Annotated in this window: 9 protein-coding genes; 1 reads left to right on the top strand and 8 read right to left on the bottom strand. The window is 57.1% G+C overall.

Annotated features, from left to right (window positions below; translation table 11 throughout):
- Window positions 1-87: 87 nt before the first annotated feature.
- The 8 genes from VFX97_13355 to VFX97_13390 form a co-directional block, all read right to left on the bottom strand.
- The gene (locus tag VFX97_13355; protein ID HEX5704184.1) at window positions 88-1713 is read right to left on the bottom strand and encodes a glycosyltransferase family 4 protein; all 1626 of its coding nucleotides are present in this window, start codon (window positions 1711-1713) and stop codon (window positions 88-90) included.
- A gap of 22 nt (window positions 1714-1735) precedes the next feature.
- Window positions 1736-3100 (bottom strand): oligosaccharide flippase family protein, encoded by a 1365-nt coding sequence (locus tag VFX97_13360; protein HEX5704185.1) that lies wholly within the window; start codon window positions 3098-3100, stop codon window positions 1736-1738.
- A gap of 58 nt (window positions 3101-3158) precedes the next feature.
- Window positions 3159-5084, bottom strand: a complete 1926-nt coding sequence (gene asnB, locus VFX97_13365) for an asparagine synthase (glutamine-hydrolyzing) (GenBank protein ID HEX5704186.1) — start codon at window positions 5082-5084, stop codon at window positions 3159-3161.
- A gap of 42 nt (window positions 5085-5126) precedes the next feature.
- Window positions 5127-5834, bottom strand: a complete 708-nt coding sequence (locus VFX97_13370; protein ID HEX5704187.1) for a formyltransferase family protein — start codon at window positions 5832-5834, stop codon at window positions 5127-5129.
- A 7-nt stretch (window positions 5835-5841) separates the two neighbouring features.
- Window positions 5842-6501, bottom strand: coding sequence for a hypothetical protein (locus tag VFX97_13375; protein HEX5704188.1), 660 nt, complete (start codon window positions 6499-6501; stop codon window positions 5842-5844).
- Window positions 6498-7646 carry a hypothetical protein gene (locus tag VFX97_13380; GenBank protein HEX5704189.1) on the bottom strand — a complete coding sequence of 383 codons (1149 nt, stop codon included), beginning with the start codon at window positions 7644-7646 and terminating at the stop codon, window positions 6498-6500. The genes VFX97_13375 and VFX97_13380 overlap by 4 nt, the downstream gene beginning before the upstream one ends.
- A 4-nt stretch (window positions 7647-7650) precedes the next feature.
- Window positions 7651-9750, bottom strand: coding sequence for an alginate lyase family protein (locus tag VFX97_13385; protein ID HEX5704190.1), 2100 nt, complete (start codon window positions 9748-9750; stop codon window positions 7651-7653).
- Between the two features lie 194 nt (window positions 9751-9944).
- Window positions 9945-11282 carry a nucleotide sugar dehydrogenase gene (locus VFX97_13390; GenBank protein HEX5704191.1) on the bottom strand — a complete coding sequence of 446 codons (1338 nt, stop codon included), beginning with the start codon at window positions 11280-11282 and terminating at the stop codon, window positions 9945-9947.
- A gap of 247 nt (window positions 11283-11529) precedes the next feature.
- Here VFX97_13390 and VFX97_13395 point away from each other — a divergent pair, with 247 nt between their 5' ends.
- Complete coding sequence (locus VFX97_13395) at window positions 11530-12675, top strand: FAD-dependent oxidoreductase (GenBank protein ID HEX5704192.1); 1146 nt, start codon at window positions 11530-11532, stop codon at window positions 12673-12675.
- Window positions 12676-12681: the final 6 nt, after the last annotated feature.

The following is a 12681-nucleotide window of genomic DNA, read 5'->3' on the forward strand; positions in this document are numbered from 1 at the left end:
CAGTCACCGATGTTCCCGAATCGCATTTGCTCAGCAGTTTGCTTCAATGACATCGAGGATGATTGCTGATTCGACTTAGCAAGTCTCTTACTTTGAAAGCTCGCGGTATGCGTCTATCACCCTTTGCGCGTTGTGCTTCCAGGTGTGGCGCTCGACGGCTGTGCGACGCGCCGCCGCGCCCAAACTTTCACGCAATTCCGGGGACGTCGTCAGCCGCAGGATCGCGCCGGTTAGTTCCTCTACATTGCCCGGCTCAACCAGCAGCGCGGTCTCTTCGTGTTGCAGCACCTCGCCGATTTGTCCCAGGCGGCTGGCGACAATTCCCTTGCCCATCGCCATGTATTCGAACAGCTTTGTCGGCGAGCCAAAGAATTCCGCGCCCGCGTCGAGCGGCACATGGGGCGACACCAGGACATCGCATGCGTCAAGCAGCGACGGCACGCGATCGTGCGCCACAGCGCCGGGCATCAAGACACGATCGGCAGCTCCAGCTTCGCGCAGAATCTCTTCGACGCGCGCGCGCAAGGCGCCGCTGCCGATTAAAAGAAACCGCACCGGCGAATCTAATGGAATGTTCGTAATCGCTTGGGCGAGAACTTCAACGCCGTGCCACGGTCCGAATGTGCCGATAAAGCCGACTACGATTTCATCGGGCGTCAGACCTAATTCGCGCCGGGCTTCGTCGCCGCCGATGCCGGGTTTGAATTTATCGGCGTCAACACCGTTCGGATTGACGATGATCTTTTCCGGCTCGATGCCTGCTTGCAAAAGATTTTGTCGCTCTACTTCTGAAACGACGAAGATTCGAGCGGCGGCGGTTAAGTTCAGACGTTCATATCGCGCCAGCAGATCCAGCTTGTCCACGCGATCCCAGTGCCGTCCGACCCAAACCTCGGATCCGTTGTATTCAAGAAACAACGGCCGTTGCGTGCGCAGAGCGGCCGCGACGCCGGCCCAACTGAATCGCGCGTAGCGCTGATAGATAAAGTCGGGTGGTTCGTTTTGAATCTCCAAGACGGCGCGCTCGGTGAAATGCAGGTTGTTGTAGATGTCGAAGGCCGCGCGCGTTGAGCCAATCGGTTCGGGCCAAATAATTTTCGTCGGAACCCTCGTTTGATCGAGCCCGGCTATCTCGTCGTTGCTGATCAACGAAACGTTTGTCCCGAGTTGCAACGCTGCGTTCACGAATCCATTGATGTGACTGGCGGCGCCCCCCGCTTGCGTCCCCGGGCCGGGCGAAGCGCGCAGGTAAATCATTTGCGGATTAATCGCGGGCTCAGCGGGCGCCCATTCCCGATGCTTATCGCGCGTGACCGCAGCTTCGAGCGCGCGCAGCTCCTTTGCCGCACGCCGCATGGCCGCACTACTCAATGCTGCTTCGCGCGTCACGCGCACGGGCGCGGAGGCGATGGCCCGGCTTTTTGACTCCTCGCGCCAACCAGAATGCGCGTCGAAGATTATCGTGCGACGCGCGCCGGCCAGCGCGCCCAGCAGGAGAAACTGATCCTGTCCGCGCTGCCAAACCAAACGTTCCGTCGCCACGGCAAAAATTTCCGGACTCATTCCGCGCAACACGCGAATGCGCAGCGCCGAGCCGGCTTTTTCCAACTGCTCTCTGGAAATTGAGTTGATGGTCGCGTCCGGATAGCGGCTTTTCAAAGTTTCATGCGCGCGGGCCGCGTCACCGCTCAGCGTTAGGAGGACTATCTTCATCGCAATCGAAGTGGCACAGACTTCAGTCTGTGATTTCATTGCGCTTGATCACAGACTGAAGTCTGTGCCACTGCTTGCGCAATTCATGTGTCCGCAGCACAAACGTCTCCACCGGCCCGCGACCGGTCTTCATGCTGAAATAGATAGCAACGAGAAAGAAGATTAGCGCATAGCTCAGAGTCGAAGTTACCGCTGCCCCACGCGCGCCAAACGCGGGCACCATCAGGAGATTCAATCCTATATTGAACGCCAGCGTGACAATCCAGAACACCGGAATGATCGCGGGCAAGCCGGTGCCGGTGAAGTGTTGTACGAGCACTGATTCCAGGCCGACGAAGAAAATTCCGGGCAAAAGGATCAGCAACTGGATGGTCGCATCGCTAAATCGCGGCCCGTAGATCAACGGGAGCACAAACGAGAACGCCGCCGCGGCCAGACACATCAAGAGCATCACGAGAGTCGTGTGTCTCGTCACTTGCACGGCGAACTCGCCACGCTCGTCCTGTGATGCGGCCACTCGCGGAAACAAAAGCGTCGCGATCACGCCCGGCAACATCAGCAACAAAAAGGAAAATTGCGAAGCGACGGCATACACGCCGGCTTCCGCAGCGCCACGAAAGCGATTCACAATTAACACGTCCGCGCGAAAGATGATTGCGCCGGCCATGATCGAAATGTAGAACTTCACGCCGTAACGAATCATCGCATTAAGCAGTTGAACGTCAACCCGCGCTTTCCCCTTCGAAACTTCGCGGCCAATGTACAGAGCCAGCAGCAGGCCCAGGACAATCGCGGCGCCGGTATTCGCAGAGACGAGAGTAAAAAGCCGTTCGCGCAGGATGATTAGTACGACGACGGCGTTCGCGAACACCCAGGCCGGCAACAGCGCGTCGAACAAATTCAACTGACGGATGCGATCGATGGCGAGCAATATGTTTAAGCCGAGAAGGATCAGCAGTTGAAAAGGTATTGAGACTGCTGCGACGGCAACCAGTTGCGCGGAAACCTTGCCGAAGACTGACGGTTTGACCCAATTAAGTCCCAGCACCCCCACCGCGATGATGCTTCCAACCACGAGCGCGAAAACGAGCGCATTCGCGAAGATCGGACCGAGCGTGGTTCGGTCGCGCGCGAGAAAGAACGTGTTCGCGGATGGCAGACCGGCGCTGCCGATTTGTACAGCCAGTGCGACCATCACGCTCAACACCGCGTACGTCCCGAAACCCTCATCACCGAGCCAGCGCGCCGCAACAACGCCCGAGCCGAACACCCCGACCATCATCAGGAGGCGAGTGCCGAACGTCAGCACGACTCCCGAGACAAAGCTGCTGATGACCGGCGTCTCGTCCAGTGGAACGGTGGCGGCGGTTTCGGTTGGGATAGGCATGAGTTGTCGGTCGGTACGCACGCCTCCGGCGTGCTGCATGCCAGAGGCATGCGTGCCCTTATTTAATCCAGCGGTCGTACCAAACACTCACATTTAGCAATGCCCAAAGGTGCGCGCTCCAGTCCTGTCGTTCGCGCCGATGCTCGTCCGCCAGCTGCTCGACGAATTTGTAATCAAAGAAATTTCGGCCTCGCATGCGCGAACTCATGATCAGTTGCACCAGCTCGTCAGCTTGCGGTCCGCGAAACCATTCGCGAGCCGGCGCCCCGAAGCCGCGCTTGGGTTTGTAAAGCAAGTCCTTCGGCAGAATCGCTTCAAGTGCGCGCTTGAGAATGTGCTTACCGGTCGTGCCCTTCACTTTAAGATCGCGTGGCAAGCCCAGCGCGTACTCAATTAAATGATGATCGAGAAAAGGCACGCGCGCCTCCACCGATGTCGCCATCGTGATCTTATCGACCCTCATCAGCAGAAGCTCCGGCAGGCGCAGTTTTAATTCGAGATATGTCATTCGGGCCGCGAAATCTGAATCGGGCCGTTCGCGCGCGATGTGATCCAGGTATTGCCGCACGACGTCGTGAGTCGATAATCCGTTGTGACGCGCGCGCAGTTCTGCAGAGAGCACTTTCGGCTTCGTCGTTTCGTCGAACACACCAACGCCGCCCCAAAACAGTGCTTGATCCTTCCCGAGACGCCGGATCAACTCACCGGCTTTTTGTTTCTTAAACGTCTTCTGCGCGAGGGGAACCGCCACCGCGGCCGCCGCCCGACGCGCCGCCAAAGGCGCCCGCTCGGCATAACGCCAGAACCTCTCTTCAATCCGCAAATACGTTCCGAACCAATCATAGCCGCCGAAGATTTCGTCAGAGCCTTCGCCCACCTGCACTACGATTGTTCCCGAGTCGCGCGCAAGTTTGGAAACGTAATAAAGCGGCACGCAGACCGGATCGGCGATGGGCTCGTCCTGATGAAAGACGAGTTCGGGAAGAAACTTCTCCATCTCGTCACGGCCGATGATCACTTCGTGATGGTCGGTGTTGTAGCGTTTCGAGAGCGCGCGCGCAGCTTCCAACTCGTTCAATTCTTCCGTGTCGTGGAAACCGACCGTAAAAGTGCGCACGGGCTGCGTCATCAACTCAGACATCAAAGCGACGTTCGCTGAAGAGTCCACGCCACCGGAAAGAAAGACGCCGAATGGCACATCGGCCATCATGCGTTTCTTGATCGAGTCGCGCAGCAACTCGAGAATTCTCTGTTGATGTTCTTCTTCCGAAACGCCGGCGACGGTCGACTGAGGAGGCAGCGCGTCCCAGTACTGCGTCAGGCGCGTTTCACCATTACGCTCGACCACCAGCATGTGGCCCGCCGGTATTTTCTGAATGCCACGAAAAAGGGTGTGGGGCGCGGGCGTCGTCAGGAGCGTGAGATAGTGATAGAGGGCTTCTTCGTTGACCTCAGCCGTGACTGCCGGATGTTGCAGGATGGCTTTGATTTCAGACGCGAAGATGAAGCGGCCATCAGTCTGGTAAAAGTAAAGCGGCTTCACGCCCGCCCGATCGCGCGCCAGCACCAGCCGTTCGCGATCCGCATCCCAAATCGCAATCCCGAAATCACCTTCGATGTCCTGAACAAAGTCGAGCTCGCGCTCTTCGTAGAGATGAAGAATCGTCTCGGAATCGGTGCGCGACGCGTAGGTGTGACCGCGTTGTTCTAATCCCTCGCGCAACGCCGCGTGGTTGTAAATCTCTCCATTGAAAACCAGCCAGACTCGATCCGTACAAGCGCGCATCGGTTGATGACCGGCTTCTGAGAGATCGATGATCGACAAACGGCGAAATCCAAAACCGCCACGAGCATCGTCGAAAACCAGCTCACCGGAGTCATCCGGCCCGCGGTGGGTCATCACGTCGCGCATCGACACGAGTAGCTCGCGCCCGACATTGCCGCGCGCCGCGCCGTATTCCCAGACTCCGCAGATGCCACACATCGTAAGTTTCGAGTTTCGAGTTCCGAGTTGGAGCTTGCCGAGTTAACTCGAAACTCGGAACTCGGAACTCGGAACCGATTTTGAAAGGCGCTGTTGCGCTACATCCTGGAACAACTTCGACATCACGTAATAACGTTTGCCGGATCCATCGTTGACTTGAAACGACTCTTCTTCCTGCTGAAGCTTTTCGAGCGCGCGTCGATAAAGCCGCGCGTCGCAATCGAACAGATACTGCTTCGCTTCAGCGGTCGTCTGACAGTGCGAAACGTCCACTGTTTCAGACAGAACAATGCGCGCGCCGGTATCGATTCCCGCGTCAACAAAGAAAACTGAAATGCCGGTCGGATCGCCTTGCACGAGCGACCATTCCATCACGCTTCGTCCACGATACTTCGGCAGAAGGCCAATGTGCGCGTTTAGAATTCCCAGACGAAAACATTCAATCGTAGCGCTCGAATAGATGCTTCCAGATTTGTGCAAGCCAACGTCGAGCTCTAGCTCCTGCAGTCGCGAAATGGTCTCGCGATCGTCCAGCGGCTTGCGAAAGGTAACAACGGCGCGCTTACCGACGAGCTTAAGTGATTTCCTCCGCCCTGATTTCGCCACAAAGCGCGCGACATGTTCAAACAATCCACCGTCGATGCCCAACGGCGCGAGTAAAACGAACACTTCTGCACCCGGCAGGCCTCTGGCTTCGTCGTAGATCTTCAACGCGGCGGGAAGCGAATTTGCCAGTATGCCGATCCGCATGAATAGGTTATGACCAGGAGTTAAGTGCGCGCGCGTAAAGTGCGAACCAGGAAATCAAAAGCCACCCGTGCTGCGATTCGGGGCGCCAGTTCACGGGTAGCAACTCGTAATAGTAGTTCAGCGCATCGAGGAACCTCAAATCAGTCGCAGTTGCAGCATGGACGCTGATCAAATTCAGTTTCAGCAACAAATCATCAGGATTCACGGCGCCAGCTGAATTGCTTTCGATGCGCGCGCGGTCGGCGGTCATCAAGCGCATCAGCACATACTCACGAATGGCGTCCTCAGGCGGAAACGAAAAGTTCAGCGGCCACGCATATCTCTCCACCAACGGATCGAACGCAGCTTCGGGCGAGCCGGTCCTTACTCTGAGCTGATCCCAAAAATTATCCAGCGATGGGTGCTGGGCCCGCGGCATAGTTTTGGTTCCATGCAAAGCGAGCACTCGTAAAGAAGTGAGACACTCGGTATCAGCCGCGACCCACTCGGCGGGCGATGAAAAAGGAGTCAGGCTTGAGACTCGAGTCGGATGATCGAGCAGAAGCTCTTTGATCGAGGTCAGGAAGAAGCCTGCGTCTCCGAACGTTTCCGGATCAAATCGGTTAACGCGCTCGCGTACTTCATTGAGACGTCGAGACACCGCTGTCGAAATTAGCTCTTTGTTCATTGCGGCTGCCGGGTCTTAATCGTGAAACGGCCGGACTGCAAATCGTCGGCAATTTCGGTAAGCGTTACGCAACGAATGTCTGCAGCGGTCGCCACATCGCTCACAAATTGCTCGATGTGCGAAAAGTCGTGCAGGTCTTTGGTGTGATTCTCGAGAATCACCGGCACATCTTTTAAGCCGCTGGCCCGCGCCCGGCGGCGAATCGATTCAAGCATCTCGGTCATCAGCGAGTAATCCAGTTGCGCTAGATCCGAAATCAGATGGCGCCCGATCACGTAGGGCACAATTCCCTTGTCGTAAACGCGTCGCCAAGTCGAATCATGACTGGTCTGCGCCCATTCGTGACCATACGTTTTGACTGAGCGGGCGGAAGCCTTCGAATCGTCTGCAGATGAAGCTCGATTCTTCAATCTTGCGAACAGCTTTCCGACATGGTGCTGCAAAGTGCTGCGACGCGAGCCATAAAAATGGTTCGTCGGCAAGCATACAATCGGTTCCGGTTTGTCAGAGACCTGGCGCGCGTCCGACATCACCGGATAGTACGGCAGGAAGTCTTCTTCGCAATTTGAGTAGTCGAGTTCGATGCGGCGGGTCTGGTAGCGCACGCCTCCGACGATGCTCATGTCGAACACGATCCCAAAATCCGCCAGCAGGGTAAGCATGAAAGGCGACGGCGCGATGCACCACGAGCCGGAACGAAAGGAAACTGAAGCGTAATTTGGATCAACCGGCCGCAGCAGATTTTCGAGATATTGTTTGCCGCGTTCTATTAATGCGCGCGCTTGTTCGGCAGAGTAGTTAAGAATCGACCAGTCCCCGGTCAGCTTCCACTTGCCATCGATGTACTCGGCGCTGCTCCACTGCGGATGAATGTGCAGTTGCACGTCGTGACCCTGACGAAACGTCTCGCGGATCGAGTCGTCCCATTCATCGGCCAGCGCCTGCAACTCTGGATGTGCGTCTTGAAACTCTCGAAAGGTGAGTTGTTGCAGGACCTCGGCATTGAACGAACCGCGAATTCCATGGGCGTTATAGATCTCGACAAGCTTGCGCATCGGCGCGAACTGCAACTCGTGCGGATCGCCGGACCCGTCGCCGCTCAGTTCCCAGTCATCCACAAACGCGAGATGAATCGTTGGCTGCATTTGTTTACTTCAAAAGTTCTTCAATCGAATCCAGGCGTCCCCGCTCGTGCTCGCCCGCACAGAGCGGCAATAAAAGCCAACGCAACTTCAGCGGCACCGCTGCTTCAACCGCCCAGCTGGCCGTCATCGAACGCTGCTTTTCGCCGTAATCACGCGAAGTGCATTGCTCTTCGGAGTTCGGCGGTCGCTGAACGTCGAGGGCCTGAACCAACAGGCGCGCACCAGTCTGCGAGTTTTGGGCGACCATTGCAGATTCATTGTAAGCGCTTAGCTCAAGCCCTGCATTGAAGTGAAAACGCGTGATGAACTGATGTTTGCCGGCGCCGGTGAACTCGTCCTCGATCAGCCAAAACCGATTCGACCTGTCGAAACGGATTGAGCGACGATGCGTGACCGGTTGAGAGAGTCGCTGATAACCGTCGTGTTCAGCAATGAGGTAATCGAACTCGTCGTTCGTTTCCCATTTCAAGACGCGGGGGTGGGCTTCGTCGCCAATGACAAACGGCGTCTTTTCGTCGGTCGTGTTTTGCTCAACGCCATCGATTTGAACCGTCGAATGGTACGCGGTCGAGCGAAACAAGTGACGCTCGCGCAAGTCGTGCGTGTAAACGTATGAGCCAGGATCGACGATGAACGAGGTTCCGCACGCCGAAACTTCGATGCTCAACGCGTTGTTGTGACCGTGCGAGCCGCGACCGTTCAAGCCGCACCCGCTCGCGTTGAATAGCAAATAAAGATCATTGTCGCGGAGGATGTAAATCCCGGCATCCGGTAACGCCTGAGATGTTGCCGGCGGCGCGGCAGATAGAGATTCATAGTCGCGCCCGCCTTGCTCGCCGAGAATCCAAAGAAGTTCTTCGGTACGCGCGCCTCCTGCGCGCTGCATGCCAGAGGCGTGCGAACCCAACGCCGCGTCGGCGATCGCCGCGAGGTACGCATGATCATCGCCCGCCCGTTTTACAATCGGTAAGATCTGCCCGCTGTCTGAATCGCCGATCAGCGGCGCTCGCCCGTCCGGTCGCAGGTAAGCGCGCATGTAATCCGCCATCGCGCTCAGCTTCTGCCAATACTTCTGCTCGATTTCGATTCCGTTTTCGCGGCACAGAATCAGCGAGTAAAGCAGCAGTTCGAGTTTCAGACGATGGTAACCGGTCGAGCTTTCAGAGTCCGCGCCATCGGCCAGAATCTGCTTGTCCATTTCATTCAACAGCTCGCGCAAACCAAATTCGCGCCACGCGCGCGCAGCTCGCAATTCGGGCAACATGATTCCCATCCAAAGCAGTCCGGCAACGTCGCACATGTAATGGTTGCTGGTGGCGATGTGCGAGTACTCGAGATTGCGACGAATGTGCGCGCCATGCTGATCGAAGATCATCAGCATCTCTGCCAGCGCATCTTCATCGACAAGTGTTGACGGCAGAAACAAAGCGAACGCGGCAAGCAGATTCATCGACCGTAGCGCTACTTCCATGGCGCAACTCCAGTTGGCTCCGCGGGCAACGGGATTTTGCTGCCGCCAGCTTCTAAGTTGTCTCAGGAACGCAGCCGCAAAATTTTCATCGCTGGAAACAGCGTACGACCGGCCCAGCGTGATCAGATGCGCCAGCCGATTCAGTTCCCAGAGGACCCGAGCGTCCGAACCGTCCCCGCGGAACAGGTTGATGTCCGCGTGATAGTCGAGCGGCCAATCAACTCCGGAAAGCGGATCGCGGTTCCAGTTAATCTCTGACGAGCTGAAACATTTTTCGCCGAAGCCGAGCAGGGACCAACAATGCTCGTCAGCTATCCGTTTGGCCACGACCAGCAGTTGATCTGTTTCGCGCGGGAACAACTCCTTCTGCAACGCGGCAGTTTTGGTGGTGTCAACAAAACCAGGAAAAAACTTTGGCGATGAGCGTGCTCGAAAATGTTCGAGGAGTTGCGCGCGCGACAGACGAGCAAACTCCGGCGTCAAACGCGCCGGTTGATGGTTAAGCTTTTGAAGGCGTTGTCGCTCACGGCGCCGTTGCAGACGAAGGTTGACGCGTCGAAGCGCTTCGAGCGCAGCGGTCCCTGCGCTGACTTCGCCGCGCAGCATTCGTTTGATTGCTGAGAGTCCCCTCATCGAACGTGAGGGAGAAGGTTAACAGGTCAGAACCACCTGCGGTAGCGATATGAGGTCAGAACCACCTGCGTTAGCGGGTGGGTTAAGCGGTCAACATAAAGCTTGAGTCCCTTGACCCATCCACTCACGCAGATGGTACCGACTTCATTACCAACCGCCCGCTATCCGACATATCGGATTCTGACTGCGTGAGCTTACAACCTAACAATCCGCGCCTTACTTCCGCGCCGCAAATCCCCGTTCAACGCGTTGCGCGTATCGACGACGAGCGGCGCCAGCTCGATCACGCGCGCGTAGTTTATGCCGCTGTGGTCGGTGACGATGACCACGCAATCAGCCTCGCTAATTTCCCGGTCGTTCAACCCCACAGACGACAAGGGCTCGCCGCCGCTTTCCGTGTGCGCATCGTCGAACCGGATTTCGGCCACGAAGGGATCGTGGTAACGAACGTCGCAGCCTTTTAGCCGCAGCCGATCAATGATGGAAAGCGCCGGACTCTCGCGCACGTCGTCGATGTCTTTTTTATACGCCACTCCGAGCAGCAAAATGCGCGACCCGTTCATCGCCTTGCGTGCGTCGTTTAAGCCGTCCGACACGAGCTGCACCACGTGCTCGGGCATGCGCGAATTCACTTCCTCGGCCAGGCCGATGAAACGCGAGTCAAAACCGTGTTGCCGCGCTTTCCATGAAAGGTAATGCGGGTCGAGCGGAATGCAGTGGCCGCCGATTCCGGGACCGGGATAAAACGGCATGAATCCGAAAGGCTTGGTGGCGGCAGCGCGAATAACTTCCCAAGTGTCGATGCCGAGCGCGTAACACAGCCGCGCCATTTCGTTCGCCATGCCGATGTTCACCGCGCGAAAGGTGTTTTCCAGAAGCTTGGCGGCTTCCGCCACCCGCGCCGAGCTGACGGCGTGCACGTCGTCGACGATCTGCCCGTACAGCATCGCGGCCGCTTCAGTCGAATCATCGGTTACGCCGCCGACTACTTTCGGAATGTTGTGCGTCTTGAATTCGGGATTGCCTGGATCGACGCGCTCAGGCGAGAACGCGAGCAGAAAGTCTTCGTCGAGTTTCAGTCCCGTGCCTTCCAGCATCGGCAACAAAACTTCATCGGTGGTGCCGGGGTACGTGGTTGACTCGAGAATAATTAGTTGGCCACGACGCAGCCGCTTCTGGATCTCTTCAGCGGCGGCGAGGATGTACGACACATCCGGCTCTTTGGTTTTCCGTAGCGGCGTGGGCACGCAGATGATGATCGCGTCGCAATCCTTCAACTCGTCGAAATTCGTCGTGGCATGCAGCTTCCCGTTGTCGATTAGCTCTTTGACCTGAGACGATTCCACATCGCCGATGTAAGATTCGCCGCCGTTTATCTTCGCGGCTTTCTCTTCATCTACTTCGAAGCCTGTTCCGTTGAAGCCGCTGCGCGCGAATTCCGTCACCAGCGGCAAACCGACGTAACCCAGACCAATCACACCCACGCGGGCGCGGTGGTTCTTAATTGAATTAATAAGTTCGTTTTTGATCATGAAATTGTCTTAGCAGCAGAGCCTGAATTCATAAAGGCAGGAAATGAACGAGTCACCCAAGCGTAATGAGCAGCGCCATCAGAGTCAAGGTTCGGCTGGCGAGCGCTTCGCCCCTCCCCACGTGTGGGGAGGGGTTGGGGTGGGGTTAAGGCGCAGCCAACCTCTCCCTTCCCGCTCTCAACTTGCGGAGAGGGGGTCTGGCTGATTTCATTTACTTTTCCTCGCGCGCAAATCGATAATGACGTCAATGGGAGCGCCAAAGACCTGCGATGTCGTTGTTGTGGGCGCCGGAGTCTTCGGCGCCTGGACGGCTTATCAGCTTCGCCAAGCGGGCAAAAGCGTTACGTTGATCGACGGTTACGGCGCCGGAAACAGCCGGTCAAGTTCGGGCGATGAGTCGCGCATCATCCGCATGGGTTACGGCGCCGATGAGATTTACTCGCGGTCAGCCTGGCGCTCACTGCAATTATGGAAGGAGTTCTTCGCCCAAACTGGTGACAACCTCTTTCGCGAGACTGGCGTTCTTTGGCTGGCGCACGAGGGTGACCCTTACCCGGTCAGCACCTTCGAGACTCTTACAAAACTCCGCTTCCCGGTCGAAAAGTTGACGCTGCCGGAAGTCTCAACCCGATATCCGCAGTTTGGCTATGAAGGAATCGGCGGCGCTTTCCTCGAACCGGAGAGCGGCGTGTTGCTCGCGCGACGGGCGGTGCAGGCGGTCGTACGCGAGGCGTTGAAGTCCGGCGTTGAATATCTCCAGGACTCCGTCGAGCCGGCCAATGTGCGCCGCTTCGACGAAGTCGTCACCACGAGCGGCGAGCGTATCTCGGCCGCCGTTTATGTGTTCGCGTGCGGCGCATGGCTGCCGAAAGTTTTTCCTGAGGTGCTCGCCGGAAGAATTCATCCGACCCGCCAGGATGTTTTCTACCTCGGCGCGCCCGGAATGCGTTTTCAATCGCCGGCTTTGCCGGTGTGGATTGATTTCAAAACTGAAGCTTATGGCTTGCCGGATATTGAGGGCCGCGGAGTCAAAGTGGCGATAGATCGCCACGGCGAAGCATTTGATCCAGATACGAGAGACCGCGTCGTCAGCAGTGAGAGTCTCGCCGAAGTGCGCCGGTATCTTGCCCGCAGAGTTCCGGAACTTCAGAACGCGCCAGTGAACGAGACGCGCGTCTGCCAATACGAAAACACTTCGAACGGCGACTTCCTAATCGATCGCCATCCGGAGTTTGAGAATGTGTGGCTGGTGGGCGGCGGTTCAGGTCACGGTTTCAAGCACGGGCCGTTCGTGGGCGAGTATGTGGCGGCGAGAATTGAGGGACGAGTTGAAGGAGAACCGCGGTTTAGTCTGGCGACGAAATTAGACGAGCATCAACGTGCGGTCTACTAACAGGTT

This window comes from Pyrinomonadaceae bacterium, assembly GCA_036277115.1.
Lineage (GTDB): Bacteria > Acidobacteriota > Blastocatellia > Pyrinomonadales > Pyrinomonadaceae > UBA11740.

What these genes read in the sequence shown, in the direction of transcription:
- VFX97_13355 (HEX5704184.1), bottom strand. Translation starts at nt 1,713, where the DNA reads ATGAAGATAGTCCTCCTAACGCTGAGCGGTGACGCGGCCCGCGCGCAT.
- VFX97_13360 (HEX5704185.1), bottom strand. Translation starts at nt 3,100, where the DNA reads ATGCCTATCCCAACCGAAACCGCCGCCACCGTTCCACTGGACGAGACG.
- asnB (HEX5704186.1), bottom strand. Translation starts at nt 5,084, where the DNA reads ATGTGTGGCATCTGCGGAGTCTGGGAATACGGCGCGGCGCGCGGCAAT.
- VFX97_13370 (HEX5704187.1), bottom strand. Translation starts at nt 5,834, where the DNA reads ATGCGGATCGGCATACTGGCAAATTCGCTTCCCGCCGCGTTGAAGATC.
- VFX97_13375 (HEX5704188.1), bottom strand. Translation starts at nt 6,501, where the DNA reads ATGAACAAAGAGCTAATTTCGACAGCGGTGTCTCGACGTCTCAATGAA.
- VFX97_13380 (HEX5704189.1), bottom strand. Translation starts at nt 7,646, where the DNA reads ATGCAGCCAACGATTCATCTCGCGTTTGTGGATGACTGGGAACTGAGC.
- VFX97_13385 (HEX5704190.1), bottom strand. Translation starts at nt 9,750, where the DNA reads ATGAGGGGACTCTCAGCAATCAAACGAATGCTGCGCGGCGAAGTCAGC.
- VFX97_13390 (HEX5704191.1), bottom strand. Translation starts at nt 11,282, where the DNA reads ATGATCAAAAACGAACTTATTAATTCAATTAAGAACCACCGCGCCCGC.
- VFX97_13395 (HEX5704192.1), top strand. Translation starts at nt 11,530, where the DNA reads ATGGGAGCGCCAAAGACCTGCGATGTCGTTGTTGTGGGCGCCGGAGTC.